This window comes from Bacteroides sp. AF25-38AC (assembly GCF_003602995.1).
Classification (GTDB): domain Bacteria; phylum Bacteroidota; class Bacteroidia; order Bacteroidales; family Bacteroidaceae; genus Bacteroides; species Bacteroides uniformis.
Genome location: NZ_QTMD01000030.1, coordinates 1 through 20,645 on the forward strand (window position 1 = coordinate 1; position 20,645 = coordinate 20,645).

Consider the following 20,645-nt stretch of genomic DNA (forward strand, 5'->3'; position numbering starts at 1 on the left):
ATAATAGTAACACATTTATTAGTTTGTAAATGTGTCTACCTATATCAGGATAAGACAGTAAATGGAGTTCCCCACTGAGGTAAATAAGTTATCCTGCTGGAGTGAATGAAGTGATATAGGCTTATCTGATGTCCGCCCCCCACATTAGTTTATTGCGAAGGGTATCAAAGAAAATATGGTTGAACCGTTTCACTACCTTTATGCTATAGTCGGCACGTGAGATGTGCAACTGGGTCGTTTCTTTGCAGGACTCGCTACGGCCGTCGATGGCAACCAAGAAGTTGTGGCTGCGGCTTTCCACATCAAGTGTAATTTCCCAGTCGTCACAAATGACGATGGGACGGACGTTGAGGCTGTGTGGAGCCACCGGGGTGATGGCAATGGTTTTACTGTGGGGCACAATGACCGGACCGCCGACGCTGAGTGAGTAGGCGGTGGAACCGGTAGGTGTGGAGATAACTAGGCCGTCAGCTTGATAAGTGGTCAACGGAGCGCCATTGATGGCGGCGTGGATACTGATCATGGACGAACTGTCCCGCTTCAATACGGCTATCTCATTGAGGGCGTAAGGGGATTGCATCAAGCGTTCATCGTCGCACCTCAATTGCAGTACACTACGCTCTTCCACCTTATAGTGGTTGTTGTAGATTTCATCGAAGGTCTCTTCCATCTCTTCCGGTGAGATGTCGGCAAGGAAACCCAGCCGGCCGGTATTGATGCCCAATATGGGGATATTCTTCTTTCCTACACGGCTGGCTGCTTTCAGGAAAGTGCCGTCGCCACCGATGCTGATAACCATGTCGGCACAGAAATCATCTCCGTCAAACAATTCGGCGTCAGGTATGTTTAAATGTAAATCGGTAGTCAGGAAGTGATGGAATTCCCGGCAGATGCAGAGCTGTGCATTATGCTGTCCGAGCAACCGGAAGAGGTTTTCTGCATGCGAGGATTTCTTTGCTTGGTAGGTATTTCCGAATATGGCAAATTTCATAATCAATTCTGTTGGATTGAAGTGCAAAGATGCTATTTTTTTCTCAGAATGCTGCCAATATATAACTATTATTTGTACTTTTGTCCCAAACTATAAACCGAATTATGACTAGATTAAGCGTTAATATAAATAAGGTGGCAACGCTGCGCAATGCCCGTGGAGGTGATGTCCCGAATGTTGTGAAGGTAGCGCTGGATTGTGAAGACTTTGGTGCTGATGGCATTACGGTGCATCCCCGTCCTGACGAGAGGCATATCCGCCGTAAGGATGTATATGATTTGCGGCCGTTGCTGCGGACAGAGTTCAATATCGAGGGTTATCCTACACCCGAATTTATGGATTTGGTCTTGAAGGTGAAACCGCATCAGGTAACTTTGGTGCCCGACAGCCCTACACAGCTGACTTCAAACGCAGGCTGGGATACCAAGACCCATTTTGACTTCTTGAACGAAGTGTTGGATGAGTTCAACAATGCTGGTATCCGTACTTCCGTATTTGTTTCCACCGATGCCGAAATGATAGAATATGCTGCCAAAGCCGGTGCCGACCGCGTGGAGCTATATACGGAACCTTATGCTACGGCTTATCCCAAAGGACGGGAAGCGGCTGTAGCTCCTTTTGTCGAGGCTGCCAAGGTGGCCCGCAGCTTAGGTCTGGGGCTGAATGCCGGACATGATCTGAGTCTGGTGAATCTGAATTATTTTTATCAAAACATTCCGTGGCTGGACGAGGTATCCATCGGGCATGCGCTGATTAGTGACGCGTTGTATCTGGGATTGGAGCGTACGGTCAAGGAATATAAAAACTGTCTTCGCTGATGAATGTAATGTTGTTATTGGCCCAAGTGGCTCCGGCACTGACTGACTCTATTGCAGGTGCCAATCCGGTACTGACACAAGTAAACGCTTCCGACGAAATGAATTTATGGAGCATGGCCATCAAAGGTGGCTGGATTATGATTGTCTTGGGTTTGATGTCCGTACTTTGTTTCTACATCTTGTTTGAACGTAATTATGTTATCCGGAAGGCGGGGAAAGAAGACCCTCAGTTCATGGATAAAATAAAGGATTATATTTTGGGTGGGGAATTGAAAGCTGCCATTGCTTATTGTCGCAGTGTGGATACTCCCTCGGCCCGTATGATTGAAAAGGGTATCAGCCGTTTGGGACGCCCGGTGAACGATGTGCAGGCTGCCATCGAGAATGTGGGTAATATTGAGGTTGCCAAACTGGAGAAGGGAATGACGATTATGGCCACGATTTCCGGTGGCGCTCCTATGCTAGGCTTCCTTGGCACGGTGACGGGTATGGTACGTGCATTTTGGCAAATGGCAAATGCCGGAAATAATATTGATATAACGTTGCTTTCCGGTGGTATTTATGAGGCGATGATTACTACGGTGGGCGGTTTGATAGTCGGTATCATAGCTATGTTTGCCTACAATTACCTGGTGACATTGATAGATGGCGTGGTCAACAAGATGGAAGCCAAGACAATGGCATTCATGGATTTGTTGAACGAACCGGCGAAATGATTAATTAAAGAATTAAGAATTAAAACTTAAAGGCGTGTTAAAACGTAGAGCTAAAATATCACCCAATTTCAGTATGGCGTCCATGACGGACCTGATTTTCCTGCTGCTGATTTTCTTTATGATAACATCTACCATGGTATCGCCCAATGCTATCAAGGTACTGCTGCCGCAGGGAAAGCAACAGACTTCTGCAAAGCCTTTGACAAGAGTCATCATAGATAAGAATCTGAATTATTATGCTGCTTTTGGCAATGACAAGGAACTGTCTCTGACGCTTGAAGAATTGACTCCTTTCCTACAATCGTGTGCGGAGAGGGAGCCTGAAATGTATATAGCTTTGTATGCTGACGAAACAGTGCCTTACCGGGAAATCGTGAAGGTGCTGAACATTGCAAACGAGAATAAATTCAAGATGGTGCTGGCTACACGACCACCGGAAAACTAAATCGTACATTGTACATGGCTAAATTGTAAATGCAATGGTGAATCGGAAGAAGAAAGGAAAATATATAGGTATGGCAGGTGCACTTGTGGTGCATGTTGCCATTATTGCCCTTCTGATACTGGTAGGATTCACACCGCCGGAACCCTCGGAAGAAGGCGGTGTACCCGTTATGCTGGGAGAGGTGCCCGATGCACTGGGCGCTGCCGACCCTTCTTTAGTAAAGGTGGATGTCATGCCGGAGGAAACCGCTCCTCAGGTGCAGGAAACGGTGGAGCAGGACATCATTACGCAGGAAACTGAAGAAACCGTTGCCATAAAGCCCAAAGCCGAACCCAAGAAAAAGGAGGAGGTGAAGAAACCGGAAAAGACGGAAGCCGAAAAAGCGGAAGAGGCCCGCAAACTGGCAGCGGCAAAAGCCGAACGGGAACGTAAGGAAGCCGAGGAAGCTGCCCGTAAACGGGTAGCTGGCGCTTTTGGCAAAGGTGCCCAAATGGGTAGTAAAGGCGATACGGAAGGCGAAGGTATTCAAGGAAGTCCTACGGGAAATGCTCCGTCCGGAGCCACTTCGGGTACGGGAGGCTACGGCTCGTTTAATTTGGGCGGACGTTCTCTTGGTGAGGGCGGATTGCCGCGGCCGGTATATAATGTGCAGGATGAAGGTAGGGTTGTGGTGACCATCACAGTGAACCCTGCCGGACATGTGATAGCAACCAGCATCAACCGCCAGACCAATACCGTCAATCCCGCATTGCGGAAAGCGGCGGAGGATGCTGCCAAGAAAGCCCGTTTCAATGCGGTAAGCGGCTTGAACAATCAGACGGGAACAATAACGTATTATTTTAATCTAAAATAAGAGGAGGAACAATTATGGGTACAGTTTATGTTTTTTTTGCCGACGGATTTGAAGAAATAGAAGCTTTTACTTCTGTGGATGTGATGAGACGCGCCGGACTGAACGTAGAAATGGTGACGGTAACCCCTGATGAAATAGTGACGGGAGCACACGATGTTCCGGTCTTGTGCGATAAGAATGTAGTGAACTGCGACTTCTTTGATGCAGAGCTTGTATTATTGCCTGGCGGTATGCCGGGTGCGTCCACTTTGGAGAAGTGTGGAGAACTGCGTAATCTGGTACTGCGTTTTGCCCAAGAGCAGAAACCGATTGCTGCTATTTGTGCGGCTCCTATGGTATTGGGTAAGCTGGGATTGCTGAAAGGCAAGAAGGCTACTTGCTATCCCGGCTTTGAACAGTATTTGGAAGGTGCCGAATGTACGGGTGCTCCGGTAGAAAGAGATGGCAATATCATCACTGGTAAAGGACCGGGCGCTGCCATGGAGTTTGCATTGGCCGTAGTGGAGCTGTTGCAAGGCAAAGAGAAGGTGCAGGAACTGAAAGAAGCTATGTGCGTAACGGATTTATGATTTTAAATCATAAATCATAAATCATAAATCATAAATGGTTCAGTATGCTCTGATTGTTGCCGGTGGTAAGGGGTTGCGCATGGGGACCGAACTCCCCAAACAGTTTCTCCCGATAGGGGGGAAACCTGTTTTGATGCGCACTCTGGAGGCGTTTTATGACTACAATGCTGAGATACGGATAATATTGGTACTTCCCCACAGCCAGCAGGATTACTGGAGGCAGCTGTGCAGGGAGTACCGTTTTTCATTGCCGCATGCCATTGCAGATGGGGGGGAGACGCGGTTCCACTCCGTAAAGAACGGTTTGGCTTTGGTCAAGACACCTGCTTTGGTCGGTGTGCACGATGGGGTGCGTCCGTTCGTGGCCCGGGAAGTGATTGCACGCTGTTATGACTTGGCGGCCGAGAAAAAGGCCGTAATTCCGGTAATCGGTGTGGTGGAGACCGTTCGCCGTATGGAAGGGGAAAGCAGTGTGACTGTCGGCAGGGATGATTATAGATTGGTGCAGACTCCCCAGGTTTTTGATGCGGAACTGCTGAAAGCGGCATACGAGCAGCCCTATACACCCCATTTTACCGATGATGCTTCTGTGGTGGAGGCATTGGGTGTATCTGTCTTTTTGACGCCGGGAAACCGGGAAAACATTAAAATAACCACTCCTTTTGATTTAAAAATAGCCACAGCTCTGATAGGTTCATGTTCGATTTAGCCACGCGTGACATAAAATATTTGTCGGGCGTCGGGCCGCAGCGTGCTTCGGTGCTCAATAAGGAATTGGGCATTTACTCCTTGCACGATTTGCTATATTACTTTCCATATAAATATGTAGACCGCAGTCGGATTTATTATATTCAGGAGATCGATGGGACGATGCCCTATATTCAGCTGAAAGGTGAAATACTAAGTTTTGAGACGGCTGGAGAAGGGCGCCAGCGCAGGTTGATTGCTCATTTCTCGGACGGTACGGGGGTGGTGGACCTGGTTTGGTTCCAGGGCATCAAATATTTGGTAGGGAAGTATAAAGTGCATCAGGAATATATTGTGTTCGGAAAACCGACCTTCTTCAATGGTAGAATAAATATGGCTCATCCGGATATAGACTCTGCTTCGGATTTGAAATTGTCGTCCATGGGGTTACAACCTTATTATAATACGACTGAAAAGATGAAACGGAGTTCTCTCAATTCGCATGCCATCGAGAAGATGATGAATACGGTGGTGCAGCAGTTGCGTGAGCCGTTGCCCGAGACCCTTTCTCCCGCTATACTTGCCGAGCATCATCTGATGCCGTTGACGGAAGCTTTGGTCAATATACACTTTCCCGCTAATCCGGATTTATTGCGTAAGGCACAGTATCGCCTGAAGTTTGAGGAGCTCTTTTACGTACAGTTGAATATCCTGAGGTATGCAAAAGACCGTCAGCGGAAATATCGCGGTTATATTTTTGAAAGGGTGGGCGAAGTGTTCAATACCTTCTACTCCCGTAATCTTCCTTTTGAACTGACCAATGCACAGAAGCGGGTATTGAAGGAAATCCGTAAGGATGTAGGCTCAGGAAAGCAGATGAACCGCTTGCTGCAAGGGGATGTGGGAAGTGGAAAGACGCTTGTCGCACTGATGAGTATGTTGATGGCGCTCGATAATGGTTTTCAGGCATGCATGATGGCACCTACCGAGATTTTGGCAAACCAGCACTATGAAACCATCCGTGAGCTGCTGTATGGAATGGAGGTACGTGTGGAACTGTTGACCGGTTCTGTTAAGGGCAAGCGGCGCGAAGCTATCCTTGTCGGTTTGTTGACGGGAGACATACATATACTGATAGGTACCCATGCCGTCATTGAAGATACGGTGAATTTTGCTTCGCTCGGTTTGGTTGTGATTGACGAGCAGCATCGTTTCGGTGTGGCCCAACGGGCACGGTTGTGGACAAAGAATGTGCAGCCTCCCCATGTATTGGTGATGACGGCAACCCCGATTCCCCGTACATTGGCAATGACGCTTTATGGCGATTTGGATGTGTCTGTCATCGATGAATTGCCTCCCGGACGTAAACCGATTGTCACTCTTCATCAGTTTGATAGCCGTCGGATAAGCTTGTATCAGTCCATGCACAAGCAGATTGCCGAAGGCCGGCAGGTCTATATTGTCTACCCGCTGATTAAGGAAAGCGAAAAGATTGACTTAAAGAACCTTGAAGAAGGGTATCTGCATGTTTGTGAAGAGTTTCCCGAGTATAGGGTTTGCAAGGTACATGGAAAGATGAAACCTGCTGAAAAGGATGCTCAGATGCAATTGTTTGTATCCGGCGAGGCACAGATAATGGTGGCTACCACCGTGATTGAGGTAGGTGTAAATGTGCCCAATGCTTCGGTGATGGTGATTGAGAACGCCGAGCGTTTCGGGCTGTCCCAGCTTCATCAGCTTCGGGGACGTGTAGGACGTGGAGCTGACCAGTCCTATTGTATCCTGGTTACCGGCTACAAGTTGGCGGAGGATACAAGGAAGCGTTTGGAGATAATGGTGCGGACTAATGACGGCTTTGAAATAGCGGAAGCAGACTTGAAACTACGTGGTCCTGGAGATTTGGAAGGGACACAGCAGAGCGGCATTGCTTTCGACCTGAAGATTGCCGATATAGCCCGTGACGGACAATTGCTGCAATATGTCCGTGAAGTGGCGCAAACGGTGGTGGATGCAGATCCACATGGCATGTTGCCTGAGAATGAGGTCTTGTGGCGACAACTGAAAGCGTTGAGAAAAACGAACATTAATTGGGCTGCCATTAGCTGAAAAAACGGTTAAACATGCACTTTTATTGCATTTTATGTTGTAAAACATGTTTGCTTGTAAATCTCCTATCCATAGGGAATTAAGGCTTCTTTGCGGGCCTTGTAGTTCCCTCCACTTCGAAAAAATAGTTAATGACTGATGTCGTTTTTCAGAGAGAAATGTTACCTTTGGGAGAATTTTTGAAAATCAATCTGGATATTCGCATAGAACAGGTGGTGTTTGATTTGCCGAGATGCTTGCAACGGATATCAAAATGAATGACGAAACGGATGAATTTTAATTGGATAAAAACTGCTTTATTGGCTGCGACGGCAATGGTTAGCTTGAATTCTTTCTCGCAAGACCTGATTGCCCGCCAGGCCCCTATCGACAGAAAACTTAAGAGTGTTGATTCACTGGCTTTGCAAAAACAGATACGTGCAGAACAATCATTGTATCCGGGTTTGGATTTGTATCCCAACTGGAACAACGAATTCGTACAAGCCTATGGCAATGCGATTGTGCCTGAGAGCTATACATTTGATTTGACAGGTTTCTGTATGCCTACTCCCAATACCCGTATCACAGATGTATTCGGTTACCGTCCCCGGAGAAGAAGAGCTCATTATGGTTTGGATATCAAGGTGTATGTAGGCGATACAATCCGTGCGGCTTTTGATGGAAAAGTACGCGTTGTCAAGAATCAAGGTCGTCGTGGATACGGCAAATACGTCGTTATTCGTCACGACAATGGCTTGGAAACCGTTTACGGACACTTGTCTAAACAATTAGTTGATACAAACCAGTTGGTAAAAGCTGGCGAACCGATTGCATTGGGAGGAAATACCGGACGTTCTACCGGTTCACACCTTCACTTTGAAACCCGTTTCTTGGGTATTCCCATCAATCCTGCGCTTATGTTTGATTTTGAAAAGCAGGATATCGTAGCTGATTCCTATACTTTCCATAAAACAAAAGGCTCTTCCGGTACGGCGCGTAGCATGGCATCGGGTGAAGGTCTGTTCTATAAGGTAAAGAAGGGAGACACATTGGGACGGATTGCAGCACGTCAGGGAACCTCCATCGACAAGCTTTGCAAACTGAACAGAATTACGCGTAAAACAATCCTGAGACCGGGACAAGTATTGCGCTGCTCATAAAAACGTAAACAATCTCTATAGAAGAGGGTACTTTAATAGATTTTAGAGTGCCCTCTTTTTCTTTTTCTTTAATTATTCCTATCTTTGCAGCGCACTGTGAAAAAAGGAAATGAAAGATACCAAGCAACAATTTGAACATGTCATTGCGGTTTGCCGTGACTTGTTCTCTAAGAAACTTCATGATTACGGTCCGGCGTGGCGCATTCTTCGTCCGTCTTCCGTAACAGATCAGATATTCATCAAAGCCAACCGTATCAGAAGTATTGAAACGAAAGGGGTGACTTTGGTAGACGAAGGCATCCGTTCTGAATTCATAGCTATTGTCAACTATGGAATTGTAGGGCTGATACAGTTGGAACTTGGTTATGCCGAAGCTGCCGATATGACCAATGAAGAGGCATTGGTGCTGTATGACAAATATGCCAAAACCTCTTTGGAGCTGATGCTTGCCAAAAATCATGACTATGATGAGGCTTGGCGTAGTATGCGTATCAGTTCGTATACGGATTTGATATTGATGAAGATTTACCGGACAAAGCAGATTGAAAGCTTGTCCGGAGCGACTTTGGTTTCGGAAGGTATTGATGCCAACTATATGGATATGATTAACTATTCTGTATTCGGCTTAATTAAGATTAAATTTGGAGATTGACAAGAAACATATTGTCGGGAAAGTTTGGGTGAACCTCTGCCGTTTTCTGCTGGGGGCTTTGTTCATATTTTCCGGATTTGTGAAAGCTGTTGATCCGTTGGGTTTCTTCTATAAAATTCAAGATTACCTGACGGCTTTCGGCATGATTTCCTGGTTTCCTTCTTATGCGCCCTTGCTGGTAGGGATAGCGTTGTCTGCCATAGAGTTCAGTGTAGGTGTTTTCTTGTTTTTGGGTATACGCCGGAAGGTGGCATCTGTATTGGCATTATTGCTGATGGTTGTAATGACTCCGCTAACACTTTATCTGGCTTTGGCGAATCCGGTATCCGACTGCGGATGCTTCGGTGATGCGTGGATATTGACCAATTGGCAGACTTTCGGCAAGAACGTAGTATTGTTGGTGGCGGCAGTATCTGTATTCAAGTGGCAGGATTTACTGGTGCGTTTCATTACTCCGAAGATGGAGTGGATGATTTCCATGTATACGTTTCTATTTGTGTTTGCGTTGTCCTTCTATTGCCTGGAGAATTTGCCGATACTTGATTTCCGACCTTACAGAATTGGAGCGAATATCAAGGCGGGCATGGAAATTCCGGAAGGTGCTAAACCAAGCGTGTTTGAAAGCCGGTTCATTTTGGAAAAAGGAGGAAAGCGTCAGGAATTTACATTGGACAACTATCCGGACAGTACATGGACGTTTGTAGAATCGCGTACGATACTGAAGGAAAAAGGTTATGAACCTCCCATTCATGATTTTTCCATGATGAGTCTGGATACATGGGAAGATATAACGGACAGCGTACTGTCGGATAAAGGATATACGTTTCTGCTGGTTGCCCATCGGATAGAAGGAGCGGACGACAGTAACATCGACCTTATCAATGAAATATACGATTACAGTGTGGAGCATGGTTATGGCTTTTATGCCTTGACTTCATCTCCGGAAGACGAGATAGAATTGTGGCGTGACAAGACTGGAGCGGAATACCCTTTCTGCCAGACAGATGATATTACGCTGAAGACCATTATCCGTTCAAATCCCGGTTTGCTGTTGGTAAAGGACGGAACAATTTTGAATAAGTGGAGTGACAACCGGCTGCCTGATGAATATGTGCTGACCGATAGCCTGGACAAGTTGGAATTGGGCAAGCAGAAGCAGGAAAGTGACTTACAAACAATAGGCTATGTGTTGCTGTGGTTCATCCTTCCTCTGATGATGGTGCTTTGTGTCGATATTTTAGTCGTAAGGCGCCGGGAGAAACAACGCCTCAGACAACAATAGTATCAAATAGTAAATAGTAAATACATTAACCCTTTTAATAATAAAACAAAATGAGAAAAAACATTGTTGCAGGAAACTGGAAAATGAACAAAACCCTCCAAGAGGGTATTGCTCTTGCAAAAGAACTGAATGAAACATTGGCTAACGAAAAGCCTAACTGTGATGTAATCATCTGTACTCCGTTTATCCACCTGGCATCTGTTACTCCTTTGGTAGACGCTGCCAAGATTGGTGTAGGTGCAGAAAACTGTGCAGACAAGGAGTCAGGCGCATATACCGGCGAAGTATCAGCTGCTATGGTTGCTTCTACTGGTGCAAAATATGTCATTCTGGGTCACTCTGAACGTCGTGCTTACTATGGTGAAACAGTTGCTATTCTGGAAGAAAAAGTAAAATTGGCTTTGGCTAACGGTCTGACTCCGATTTTCTGTATCGGTGAGGTATTGGAAGAACGTGAAGCAAACAAGCAGAATGAAGTGGTAGCCGCTCAGCTGGCTTCTGTATTCTCTTTGTCTGCCGAAGATTTCTCTAAGATTATTTTGGCTTACGAGCCGGTTTGGGCTATCGGTACCGGTAAGACTGCTACTGCAGAACAAGCACAGGAAATCCACGCTTTCATCCGTTCCTTGATTGCTGAAAAGTATGGTAAGGAAATTGCTGACAACTGCTCTATCCTTTATGGTGGCAGCTGTAAGCCTTCTAATGCAAAGGAACTGTTTGCCAACCCGGATGTTGACGGCGGTCTGATTGGTGGTGCTGCCTTGAAGGTTTCTGACTTCAAGGGTATCATCGATGCCTTTAATTAAATAGTTGAAAGCTGAAAGTTGAAAATTGAAAATGGATTGCATGTTGTATCTGCATGACTGTTTTTCATTTTCTATTTTCCATTTTCAGCTTTCCATTTTCCGTTATATAAAGATATTGACTCATGAAAAAGCTTGGTTTACTTTTAGTTGCATGTTTCGCTTTTGCAACGATTTCTGTAGCGCAGAATAATATTGTGAAAAGCCTGGAACGTAATGTGCCGGGACAAGGCAAGGTGACTATCCATCAAGATGCACGCATTGCGGCATTGATAGGTTCGGAGTATGTTCCTGCCGGTTCGGATGAGCAGAAAGTGATTAAAAGTTCGGGTTACCGCATACAAGTTTATGCAGGGAATAATACCCGTCAGGCCAAGAACGAAGCTTATGCGGTAGCTACCCGCATCAAGGAACATTTTCCCGAACTTACAGTTTATACCTCTTTCAATCCCCCCCGTTGGCTGTGCCGTGCAGGAGATTTCCGCAGTATCGAAGAAGCGGATGCCATGATGCGTCAGTTGCGGGCTACTGGTGTATTCAAGGAAGTTTCTATCGTGAAAGAGCAGATAAACATCCCCTTATAAAGAATTATCATGTTAGGAAAAGAAGAAATTGTATCTCCTTCATTAGATGAATTGAAGGAACATTATCACCGCATCCTTACTCTGTTGGGTGAAGATGCCGGACGTGAAGGTTTGCAGAAGACACCTGAACGGGTGGCGAAGGCCATGTTGTCGTTGACGAAAGGGTATCATATGGACCCGCACGAGGTACTCCGTTCAGCCAAGTTTCAAGAAGAATACAGTCAGATGGTGATTGTGAAAGACATTGATTTCTTCTCGCTTTGCGAACATCACATGCTTCCCTTCTACGGAAAGGCACATGTGGCATATATTCCTAACGGCTACATTACCGGACTGAGCAAGATAGCCCGCGTAGTGGATATTTTCTCTCACCGCCTGCAAGTGCAGGAACGTATGACTCTCCAAATAAAAGAGTGTATTCAGGAGACGCTGAATCCGCTGGGGGTTATGGTTGTTGTGGAAGCCAAACACATGTGCATGCAGATGCGCGGAGTAGAGAAACAGAACTCCATTACCACTACATCCGATTTTACCGGAGCATTCAACCAAGCGAAGACCCGCGAGGAATTTATGAATTTAATCAGGCATAATTCTTGACGGAGAACTCCCCGAATTGAATTTAAAAATTCAGGATGACTCTGTCTCCCAGCCGCTTTGCCATGATGCTTTTTACTTTGTTCAATTCGTTGTAGCGCTCCATGATGCTGTTACACTGGGTTTCATCATTGGCTATGGCAGGGTTCTGTAACGCAAATAGGGTATGCTTCAATTCTTCGCAGACGATGGCATATTTGAAGTTTATCATTAACCGTGGAATTAGCTCATAGAGGCGTTCTTCGTCCGTCACCATTTGTTCTATCTGTGATTTCCTTAACTGATAGCGGTTGCTGATAAGCTCCACACTCAGCTTGCTGATGACGGGGTCGGGATGCGCCACAAAATACCGTTCGGCGGTAAAACCCTCATTGTGGATACGTTCGGCAGCCTCTGTCAGGATTTGCCGGTGAAGCGGATTGTGGAAGGCAAGTTCGTCTTCTTTTAAATCATTGACTATATATTCAGTTACAGTGATAGGGGTTTCCTGCCCCTCTTCATTGGTGACATTGCACATCACCCGCTCACCATAGAGCACTACCATCTTCAGAATAAGTCGTTCGTATTTATAGAACTCCTGGCCCTCCTTGCCCTCCTGCGGGATGAAGGATACATATTCTTCCTCGGGTGGAAAAGGTGGAGGTGTTTCGGAAGGGAGACCGGCAGGCAGTGATTGGGACGGATAGCCAGCTTGTTGTGCGTCGGGGCTGGTAGCTGCAGTATGACTGCCATTGACCTCCGCTTCTGCATTGGCTCTTGCGGCATTGGCCGACCGACGCTCACGTTCTGCTCGCTCAGCTTGTTGCTCGGCTTGCTTTTCTCGACGCTTGGCAACCTCAGAAACCAGCAGTTTGTCTTCTACGTGCAATAATTGGGCGCACTCCTTGATATAGACATCACGCACAATGGCTTCGGGAATGATGGAAATGCTTTGCACAAGGTTTCCTATAAGCTCGGCACGCTTGATGGGGTCTTTTCCAGCATCTTCCAGCAACAGATTGGTTTTGAAGCGGATAAAGTCCGTTTCATTCTCTTGTATGAAGGCCTGGAACTCCGTCGCATTGTGTTTGCGGGCAAAGGAGTCCGGGTCGTCACCATCGGGCAGGAGGCAGACTTTGACGTTCATGCCTTCTTCCAGCAACATATCAATACCTCGGATAGAAGCCTTTATACCGGCAGCATCACCGTCGTAGAGCACTGTCATATTGTTGGTGAAACGATGAATCATCCGGATTTGTCCGGATGTCAATGCTGTGCCCGAAGAGGCAACCACATTCTCTATGCCCGATTGGTGCATGGAAATGACGTCTGTATAACCTTCGACCAGAAAACAACGGTCTTGTTTCACAATGGCTTGTTTGGCAAAATATATGCCGTACAGTTCATTGCTTTTATGGTAAATCTCCGATTCAGGCGAGTTGACGTACTTCACCTTGACGCCTTTGGTGGCGCCGGCAAGCACACGTCCCCCGAAAGCCACCACCTTACCGGAGAGAGTGTGTACCGGAAAGATGACCCGCCCCCAGAAGCGGTCGCGCAGTCGGTGGTCGTCCGTCTCGTAGCAGAGGCCGGTCTTGACAAGATAATCCTTTTTATAGCCTTTTTTCAAAGCTTCCTGGGCAAGGGCATCGTGGCTCTCGGTACAATAGCCCAACTGGAACTTCTCGATGATGTCATCCCGGAAGCCGCGGCTGCGGAAATAGGCCATGCCGATACTCCGTCCGTCTACGTGGTTCTTTAGGATATTCTGGAAGTAGTCACGGGCAAAGTTGTTCACAATGAAGAGGCTTTCCCGTTCGCTCTGTGCTATCTTCTCCTCGCTGGATAGTTCGCGTTCTTTGATTTCAATGCCGTATTTTTTTGCGAGATATTTCAGCGCCTCAGGATAAGACATCTGTTCGTGCTCCATGATGAAATGCACTGCATTTCCTCCTTTTCCGCAGGCAAAACACTTGCAGAGCCCTTTGGCGGGGGATACATAGAAGGAAGGGGTTTTGTCATCGTGGAAGGGACACAGTCCTACATAATTCACGCCGCGTTTGCGCAGGGTAACGAAGTCCGATACGACATCGTATATTTGTGCGGCATCGAGAATTCTGTCTATAGTGGGTTGGTCTATCATGAAAGCGGTTCTATTAACAGTGCAAAGATAAAAAAAATCCCTCGTTGAGGACGAGGGAACCTGATGTTTTCACAATGGACATCTTTTCTATTTAATCTTTTCTCTGATTTTGGTCAGATACTTCTTCATGCCTTCCGCATCCTTGTTGTTGATGATTTCCAGCAGATTCTTCAGTTCCAGGCGGATGTTCTCCACTTGTGAGGGAGTGCGCGGGTTGAAGAGAATTTCTTGGAGCAAGTAGTCATCTTCACTCAGCAGTCCTTTGGCAATAGCCATGTGCTTCTTGAATGTAGTGCCTGGAGCTTCCTGGTGTTTCATTACCGCTGCAAACACGAAGGTGGATACAAACGGAATGGACAGCGAATAGGCTACAGTCTCATCATGCTCGTCGAATGTATATTCGAAGATGTTCAGTTTCATTGTCTGGTAGAGGTCCTTGAAGAAGATTTTTCCCAAGTGGTCACCTTCGCTGATGATGATGGCATTCTCTGTATTCAGATTGCTGAGACTGGCAAAAGTAGGGCCGAACATGGGATGTGTCGATACATATCGGAAACCGCTTTCTTCGTAAAATTTCTTCAATCCGGTCTTTACCGAAGCAATGTCACTGATGATGCAGTCCTTAGGCAGTACTGGCAGCACTTGGCGGAAGGCGTCCAGTGTGTATTTCACCGTAGCGGCATTGATGACCAGTTCCGGCTCGAACTCCTTGATTTCCTCCAATGTAGTGAAGCGGTAGGTGTTGTAGACAAAACGCAGTTGGTGCGGGTTGACATCGAACACAGCCGTCTCGTGCTGGAAACTCAATATATCTGTAAAGAAAGAGCCCATTTTTCCGGCCCCAAGTATAAGTATTCTCATGATGTTTAATGTGCTAATGTGCTAATGTGCTTATTGCCATGCGGCATCACTGCGCAGCCAATAAGCACATTGGCACATTAAATAATTACTTATTTATAATTTCCATTTGTTGCCTCACACTTTCTTCGTGTATCGCCTCAAATACCTTTTTGATGAATTCAGCATCCATGCCACACAATGCGCCTTGCGAGCCGCGTTTCTCGAGGATTTCGTTGTAGCGTCCGGTTTGCAGGATGGTCATGTCATGCTCTTTTTTGTATGTACCGATTTCACGTGCCACACGCATCCGTTTGGCCAGCTCCTGAATAAGATTGTTGTCGCATTCGTCTATCTGCTTGCGCAATTCGCTGAGGTTCTCGGTGCTTTGTGTTTCCTTGCGGATGACCAGCAGGTTGAGGATGTAATCCAGCACATCCGGGGTGACTTGCTGGGCTGCATCGCTCCAGGCACAGTCCGGGTTGCAGTGGCTCTCGATAATCAGTCCGTTGAAGCCCAAATCCATAGCTTGCTGGCAGAGTGGAGCAACCAGTTCGCGCTTTCCACCTATGTGGCTGGGGTCACAGATAATAGGAAGGTTGGGAATTCGGCGGCGCAGCTCAATGGGGATATGCCATTGGGGCAAGTTACGGTAGAGCTTTTTGTCATAGCTGCTGAATCCGCGATGGATGGCACCCAGACGTTTCAAGCCTGCATTGTTGATACGTTCCAAAGCTCCAATCCACAGCTCCAGGTCAGGATTTACCGGATTCTTCACCAGTACCGGGATATCTACGCCTTTCAGTGCATCGGCAATTTCCTGTACGGCGAAAGGATTGGCGGTGGTACGTGCACCTACCCAAAGAAGGTCAATTCCAGCCTTCAGGCATTCGTATACATGTTTGGCGGTAGCTACTTCTGTTGAAACGTACATGCCGGTTTCTTTCTTTACCTCCTTCAGCCATGCAAGGCCGTCTACGCCTACTCCTTCGAAGCCGCCCGGTTTGGTGCGCGGTTTCCAGATGCCGGCACGGAATAGCTTGAGGCCTTTGTCTGCCAATTGTTTGGCGGTGCTCATTACTTGTTCTTCGGTTTCGGCACTGCAGGGGCCGGCTATTACCATAGGGCGTTTGTCTTCAACACCAGGTAATGTGATAGGTTCTAATTCGAGTTCCATATTCTTTATTTGTTTAATAATATTCTTTAATTATGCTTTTTCTTCCTTGTGACGTTTCCTCCTTTTCAGAAGACTTTCTGAGCAAGGTCCCGGAGATTTAGTAAAACGTCGGAGAAGATTTACTAAATCGTTCCTCCCGTTTTAGTAAATCTCCGGTGGAGTTTTAGTAAACGGGATTCCGGCTTTAGGGTGTTCATCTCTTACTTGTAAGCATTTATTTCATGTCCTTGATACGCTTCAATGCTTCTGCCAGTTTATTGTCCTTACAGCAGAGGGAGATGCGGATATACCGTTTCCCGTTACTTCCGAAGATAAACCCGGGAGTAATGAACACTCTGGCTTTATGCAGCACGTGTTCAGTCAGTTCTTCCACGTCTGTACAGCTGTCGGGGATTTTGCCCCAGAGGAACATGCCTACCTGGTTTTCGTCGTAGGTGCAACCCAAGGTATGCATGATTTCTCCTGCCAACTGACGGCGGTTGCGGTAATTCGCGTTGTTGCCGTCATACCAGTCTTGCTCTGCTTCCAGGGCAGTGGCGGCTGCCAGTTGCATGGCACGGAACATACCGCTGTCGATGTTGCTTTTTACTTTCAATATCCATTGCACGAAGTCGGCATTCGAGGCAAGCATGCCGATACGCCAGCCCGGCATGTTGTGGCTTTTGCTCATGGAATTGAATTCTATGCAGCACTCTTTGGCACCCGGAATGCTGAGGATGCTGATAGGATGTTCGTTCAGGATGAAACTGTAGGGGTTGTCGTTTACGATGACGATGTCCTTGCGGCGTGCGAAGTCCACCAGTTTCCGGTACAGTTCCGGTGTTGCGTTCGCCCCGGTGGGCATATTGGGATAGTTGGTCCACATCAGTTTTACACGGCTCATGTCCATCCGTTCCAGTTCGTCGAAGTCGGGCATCCAGCCGTTTTCTTCTTTCAAGTTATAGTTCACGACCTCGGCACCCAGAATCTTGCTTAATGAAGTATAGGTGGGATAGCCGGGATTGGGAACCAATACTTGTTCACCGGGGTTGACAAAGGCCAGCGTCACGTGCAGGATGCCTTCTTTGGAGCCGATGAGCGGTTGTATCTCTGTGTTGGGATTCAATGCTACACCGTACCATTTTTGGTACCAGTCCGCAAAACCGCGGCGCAGTTCGGGGATACCTACGTAGGGCATGTAACCATGTCCGTCCGGATTGCAGGCAGCTTCGCAAAGTGTCCGGATTGTCTTTTCGGAAGGCGGCATGTCGGGGCTTCCGATTCCCAGGCTGATGACATCCATTCCTTCGGCATTCATTTGTGCCACTTCTTTCAGCTTCTTCGAGAAGTAATATTCGCTTACGCTTGCCAGGCGGTCGGCAGGCTTTATTCTACACGTTTGATTTTCCATCTTCATATTCTCCTAATATTTTCAGCTCTTTGGTCAGCGGTGTGATGGCCGCAATGGATTGTTTATATCTCAGTACATTGTCGAAGACGACATCTACGTAAAACTGGTATTCCCATTCACGCCCGATGATGGGCAGTGATTGTATCTTGGTCAGGTTGATGCGGTAGAAAGACAAAATAGACAATACTTGGGAAAGGCTTCCTTCAGTATGGGGAAGTGTGAATACCATGCTTGCCTTGTTGACGTCCTTGCTGCGATGCCGGTTCAGTTCATCTACTTGCCAAGGGTCGGCTACGACCAGGAAACGGGTGAAGTTATGTTTGTTGGTTTCGATACCTTCCTGCAGGACCTTCATGCCATAACGCTCTGCAGCAGCTTTGGAGCAGATAGCTGCATGGCCTTTCAGATGTTCCTGTTGGATGATTTCGGCACTGCGGGCGGTATCTTCGCCTTCCACCACTTTGATTCCGGGGTGTTGTCCCAGGAATTCACGGCATTGCATCAGGGCGATAGGGTGGGAGTTGACTTCGGTAATATCATCCCAGTCTTCATCGGGCAGGCAGACAAAACTATGGGAAATACGCAGCTTGTACTCGCCGACAATCTGTGCGCCACTTTGGCGTAATAGCTCATTGTTATGCAGCAAACTACCTGCAATGGTGTTTTCTATCGCCAGCATTCCTATGGTCTGACTGTCTTTTTTGATGGCACCGAACACGTCTTCAAAGTTGGCGCAACAGATTAACTCTATTTCTTCTCCTTCGAAGTACTTGTGTGCGGCGATGTCGTGATACGAGCCTAATGTTCCTTGAATGGCTACCTTTTTCATTATTTTTATTTTCTTGGTTATGCTATAAAAAAAATCCCGCTTCCATACGATGGAGCGGGATTCTGTATATTTACTTGTTTCTCTATTCAGTCCTTAAGCATCACTGTCACTTGATACATACAAACTCCCGCTCTACTTTCTGGCTAAAGTAAAAGTAAAAAAAGAAGTAATATGCATAAGTAAATGACTTCATACTTGTATTCTCTATTTTTGAATTACGTGACAAAAGTAATGCTTTTCTTTTATATACAAACAAAAAACAATGTTTTTTTTAGGGATAGTAGCAATTTAACTTATTTCCCTTTAACTTGTACAATGACTTGAACCGGACGATGGTCGGATGAAATGGTGTCTTCTATGACTTTCCGGTATTGTACGTCAAACCGATACCCATTCTTGGAATAGCCGTAGATGTAGTCTATACATCGGTTGGGACGGTCTGCCGGGAAAGTATAAGAGGTTGTGTCATTGAGGGTGGCAAAATGTTTTGCCAATTCCAGCTGGGGAACGCTTGCTGGTGCAGAGTTCATGTCGCCTGCCATAAAGATGGGCTTATCGACGTTTTGCAAGGCTTTTTCTATCAATGGTACGGCAAGGAGCTGGTCTTCTGGAGTGAGGGACTGGTGTGTGGCACAAAATACATAATCTTTAAATTCTGCAATAATGAGGGTACGTTTTTCTTCCCGTCCGGGCATTGGAATGATTTTGTATTTTATGGGTATCTCTCTGGAGAGGATTCCGATGCCGTAGCTTCCACCCTGAAAAGGAATGGCTGCTGCATAAGTCCCGTGCATTCCGGTCAGTTTTTCTAGTTCTCCGAGAGCATGGATTCCTTTGTTGCGCACCGTTACACTGTCAAGTTCCTGCAGGGCGACTATGTCCGGAGAAGTTTGACTGATAACATTGGCAATGCGCCGGTAATTGTACTCCTTGTCCATACCTATGCAATTATGTACGTTATAGGACAATATGTTCACTTGCTGTGCATGGGCAGGTGCGAACATCAGTACAAAAAGTACTGATAGAAATAAATTTCGTTTCATTGGCGGCAATAATTGAATTTGTCATAATCCCAGGATATTACCGGTACTTCCCCCCGGTTGGTTACCATATTGTCCGTTAAAGTTCTGTATCTCTTTAGGATTGAGTTCCAGTCCTTTCTTCATGTCTTCTGCAGAACCTTCCTTGTCGCCGTTCAGCAACTTGGCACGTCCGCGCTCATGATAGGCCTCTGCGAAATTAGGGTTCAGTTCTGTGGCTTCCGTAAAGAGCTCGATGGCTTCTGCCAGTTTGTTTTGGGTGATGTAAAGCTGTCCTAAGTAGAGGAAGGCTTGTTCGTTGAAGGGATTCAACTCCGTCACTTTCTGATAGCTGCTTTCTGCTTTTTCTTTGTCTCCCGTAGCTTCTTCTATCTTTCCGCGGAGCAAGATGGCACTTTCGTCTTCCGGGTCTTGTGCCAGAATGGTGTCTATGTCTTCCATCGCTTCCTTGTATTGCTGCATTTGGACCAGGGCTTCGGCACGGAGCAGACGTGCTTCGATGAAATCATCTTTCAGTACGATGGCTTTCGTAAGATGGGCGATGCACATGATGCCGTCCCCTTGCCCATTGTCTGCTTTGCCGAGCAGGTAATGTGCCATGGCGTTGCCCTCTTCTATTTCGATAGCCTTCTTTGCCGCTCCTGCCATGGCGGGATAGTCTTCCTGCATGTAGCATACGTTGGCAAGACTGAGGTAGGTGGAGATATGTTCCGGCTCTATTTCGGTCATGCGTTCCAGTAGTTTGTGCGCCTCGTCCAGTTCGCTGGTCTGGGTGTAGACTTGGGCGAGATATCCCATGGTCTCGAAGTCTTCCTGAATGGCAAGGGCTTCAGTGAAGCATTTGATGGCGTAGTCTGTACGGCCCATGCGTTGTGCGCGCATACCGTCATACTTGAATATCTCAAAATTCTTCTGTTCGTTTTTTTGTTTCTCATTTGCCGGACTGTCTGACTTGCCGGAGAAAAAAGATTTAAAGAATCCCATAGGTGATTAAAATTAAAGAATTAAAAA

Annotated in this window: 21 protein-coding genes; 13 read left to right on the plus strand and 8 right to left on the minus strand. The window is 46.8% G+C overall.

Annotation, left to right across the window (positions count from 1 at the left end):
* Nucleotides 1–121 precede the first annotated feature (121 nt).
* Nucleotides 122–991 carry an NAD kinase gene (locus tag DWY55_RS17255; protein ID WP_009037868.1) on the minus strand — a complete coding sequence of 290 codons (870 nt, stop codon included), beginning with the start codon at nucleotides 989–991 and terminating at the stop codon, nucleotides 122–124.
* A 104-nt stretch (nucleotides 992–1,095) separates the two neighbouring features.
* Between DWY55_RS17255 and DWY55_RS17260 the strand changes: the two genes are divergently transcribed.
* From DWY55_RS17260 to folE, 13 genes are all read left to right on the plus strand, one after another.
* Entirely contained in the window at nucleotides 1,096–1,809 is a 714-nt protein-coding gene (locus DWY55_RS17260) for a pyridoxine 5'-phosphate synthase (RefSeq protein ID WP_005833357.1), read from the plus strand.
* Nucleotides 1,809–2,525, plus strand: a complete 717-nt coding sequence (locus DWY55_RS17265) for a MotA/TolQ/ExbB proton channel family protein (RefSeq protein ID WP_005833356.1) — start codon at nucleotides 1,809–1,811, stop codon at nucleotides 2,523–2,525. The genes DWY55_RS17260 and DWY55_RS17265 overlap by 1 nt, the downstream gene beginning before the upstream one ends.
* 34 nt (nucleotides 2,526–2,559) lie before the next feature.
* On the plus strand, nucleotides 2,560–2,970 hold the full coding sequence (locus DWY55_RS17270; protein WP_005833355.1) for an ExbD/TolR family protein: 411 nt from the start codon (nucleotides 2,560–2,562) through the stop codon (nucleotides 2,968–2,970).
* A 34-nt stretch (nucleotides 2,971–3,004) separates the two neighbouring features.
* Entirely contained in the window at nucleotides 3,005–3,823 is an 819-nt protein-coding gene (locus DWY55_RS17275; RefSeq protein ID WP_005829957.1) for a TonB family protein, read from the plus strand.
* Nucleotides 3,824–3,837: 14 nt separating this feature from the next.
* Nucleotides 3,838–4,392, plus strand: coding sequence for a DJ-1 family glyoxalase III (locus DWY55_RS17280; protein ID WP_005829959.1), 555 nt, complete (start codon nucleotides 3,838–3,840; stop codon nucleotides 4,390–4,392).
* A gap of 34 nt (nucleotides 4,393–4,426) precedes the next feature.
* Nucleotides 4,427–5,101 carry a 2-C-methyl-D-erythritol 4-phosphate cytidylyltransferase gene (locus DWY55_RS17285; RefSeq protein WP_005833354.1) on the plus strand — a complete coding sequence of 225 codons (675 nt, stop codon included), beginning with the start codon at nucleotides 4,427–4,429 and terminating at the stop codon, nucleotides 5,099–5,101.
* Nucleotides 5,089–7,185 (plus strand): ATP-dependent DNA helicase RecG, encoded by a 2,097-nt coding sequence (gene recG / locus DWY55_RS17290; RefSeq protein ID WP_057258795.1) that lies wholly within the window; start codon nucleotides 5,089–5,091, stop codon nucleotides 7,183–7,185. The genes DWY55_RS17285 and recG overlap by 13 nt, the downstream gene beginning before the upstream one ends.
* A 269-nt stretch (nucleotides 7,186–7,454) precedes the next feature.
* Complete coding sequence (locus DWY55_RS17295) at nucleotides 7,455–8,324, plus strand: M23 family metallopeptidase (RefSeq protein ID WP_005837478.1); 870 nt, start codon at nucleotides 7,455–7,457, stop codon at nucleotides 8,322–8,324.
* 109 nt (nucleotides 8,325–8,433) lie between these two features.
* Nucleotides 8,434–8,976, plus strand: coding sequence for a DUF1599 domain-containing protein (locus DWY55_RS17300; protein ID WP_057258796.1), 543 nt, complete (start codon nucleotides 8,434–8,436; stop codon nucleotides 8,974–8,976).
* Nucleotides 8,966–10,258, plus strand: a complete 1,293-nt coding sequence (locus DWY55_RS17305) for a BT_3928 family protein (RefSeq protein ID WP_005829971.1) — start codon at nucleotides 8,966–8,968, stop codon at nucleotides 10,256–10,258. Before DWY55_RS17300 ends, DWY55_RS17305 begins: the two co-directional genes overlap by 11 nt.
* Before the next feature lie 50 nt (nucleotides 10,259–10,308).
* Nucleotides 10,309–11,064 carry a triose-phosphate isomerase gene (gene tpiA, locus DWY55_RS17310; RefSeq protein WP_005829974.1) on the plus strand — a complete coding sequence of 252 codons (756 nt, stop codon included), beginning with the start codon at nucleotides 10,309–10,311 and terminating at the stop codon, nucleotides 11,062–11,064.
* 122 nt (nucleotides 11,065–11,186) lie between these two features.
* Complete coding sequence (locus DWY55_RS17315; protein WP_005829980.1) at nucleotides 11,187–11,645, plus strand: SPOR domain-containing protein; 459 nt, start codon at nucleotides 11,187–11,189, stop codon at nucleotides 11,643–11,645.
* 9 nt (nucleotides 11,646–11,654) lie between these two features.
* Complete coding sequence (gene folE, locus DWY55_RS17320) at nucleotides 11,655–12,242, plus strand: GTP cyclohydrolase I FolE (protein WP_005829983.1); 588 nt, start codon at nucleotides 11,655–11,657, stop codon at nucleotides 12,240–12,242.
* A 22-nt stretch (nucleotides 12,243–12,264) separates the two neighbouring features.
* Here folE and dnaG read toward each other — a convergent pair whose 3' ends face one another.
* From dnaG to DWY55_RS17355, 7 genes are all read right to left on the minus strand, one after another.
* Nucleotides 12,265–14,361 carry a DNA primase gene (dnaG, locus tag DWY55_RS17325; protein WP_057255821.1) on the minus strand — a complete coding sequence of 699 codons (2,097 nt, stop codon included), beginning with the start codon at nucleotides 14,359–14,361 and terminating at the stop codon, nucleotides 12,265–12,267.
* An 87-nt stretch (nucleotides 14,362–14,448) separates the two neighbouring features.
* Complete coding sequence (locus tag DWY55_RS17330) at nucleotides 14,449–15,222, minus strand: prephenate dehydrogenase (protein ID WP_008664194.1); 774 nt, start codon at nucleotides 15,220–15,222, stop codon at nucleotides 14,449–14,451.
* Between the two features lie 85 nt (nucleotides 15,223–15,307).
* Nucleotides 15,308–16,375, minus strand: a complete 1,068-nt coding sequence (locus DWY55_RS17335) for a bifunctional 3-deoxy-7-phosphoheptulonate synthase/chorismate mutase type II (RefSeq protein WP_005829998.1) — start codon at nucleotides 16,373–16,375, stop codon at nucleotides 15,308–15,310.
* 214 nt (nucleotides 16,376–16,589) lie between these two features.
* Nucleotides 16,590–17,771, minus strand: a complete 1,182-nt coding sequence (locus DWY55_RS17340; RefSeq protein ID WP_005830000.1) for a pyridoxal phosphate-dependent aminotransferase — start codon at nucleotides 17,769–17,771, stop codon at nucleotides 16,590–16,592.
* The gene (locus DWY55_RS17345; RefSeq protein ID WP_005830004.1) at nucleotides 17,746–18,594 is read right to left on the minus strand and encodes a prephenate dehydratase; all 849 of its coding nucleotides are present in this window, start codon (nucleotides 18,592–18,594) and stop codon (nucleotides 17,746–17,748) included. The genes DWY55_RS17340 and DWY55_RS17345 overlap by 26 nt, the downstream gene beginning before the upstream one ends.
* 293 nt (nucleotides 18,595–18,887) lie before the next feature.
* Nucleotides 18,888–19,637 carry an endonuclease/exonuclease/phosphatase family protein gene (locus DWY55_RS17350; RefSeq protein ID WP_005830009.1) on the minus strand — a complete coding sequence of 250 codons (750 nt, stop codon included), beginning with the start codon at nucleotides 19,635–19,637 and terminating at the stop codon, nucleotides 18,888–18,890.
* 21 nt (nucleotides 19,638–19,658) lie between these two features.
* Nucleotides 19,659–20,618 carry a tetratricopeptide repeat protein gene (locus DWY55_RS17355; RefSeq protein ID WP_005830011.1) on the minus strand — a complete coding sequence of 320 codons (960 nt, stop codon included), beginning with the start codon at nucleotides 20,616–20,618 and terminating at the stop codon, nucleotides 19,659–19,661.
* Nucleotides 20,619–20,645: the final 27 nt, after the last annotated feature.